Here is a 635-nt window from a genome sequence, read left to right on the forward strand (position 1 = left end):
CCGGCCGAAAGGCGCTCGGCAGCACCAGCGCGCTGATCGCCGCGTTCACCGGGGACAGGTCGGACAGCAGGTGCGGGTTGAAGCCGGCCCCGATCGAGTCGATGCCCATGATGATCTCGCTGACCCGCGGTGGCGGCGGCACGGAGTTGTGCGGCGTATCGGTGCTCTGCGGCGCCGGCGGCGGGTTGACCGTACAGGCCGAGAGCACGAGTCCGACCAAAAAGATCAGTCCGCCCAGCACCATGAACCAACGGCGGACTCGTCTCGGCACGCTGATCAGGGTATCGAGCAACCGCACAGCAGCCCGTCCAACCACCCCGGTGTTAACCCCGCGCCTTGGCGCGCGACCGGCTGCGGGCCCGGGCGGTGGCGTCCAGCTCGACCTTGCGCACCCGCACGATCTCCGGGGTCACCTCGACGCATTCGTCTTGCGCGCAGAATTCCATGGCCTGCTCGAGATCGAGTTCGAGCGGCCGGGCCAGCGTTTCGATGACATCGGCGGTCGACGACCGCATGTTGGTCAGCTTCTTCTCGCGGGTGACGTTGATGTCGAGATCCTCTGCGCGCGGGTTGATCCCGACGACCATGCCCTCGTAGGTGTCCTGGCCCGGCTCGACGAAGAACTGGCCGCGGTC

At 67.6% G+C, this 635-nt stretch carries 2 pseudogenes; both read right to left on the reverse strand.

The features are described 5' to 3' along the window. Positions 1-277 (reverse strand): annotated as a pseudogene (locus tag A5646_RS06490) (ABC transporter family substrate-binding protein); the annotation flags it as partial. A gap of 46 nt (positions 278-323) precedes the next feature. Then, a pseudogene (locus tag A5646_RS06495) lies at positions 324-635 on the reverse strand (translational GTPase TypA); the annotation flags it as partial.

Origin of the sequence: Mycobacterium sp. 1245499.0 (assembly GCF_001673615.1) — a bacterium.
Lineage (GTDB): Bacteria > Actinomycetota > Actinomycetes > Mycobacteriales > Mycobacteriaceae > Mycobacterium > Mycobacterium europaeum_A.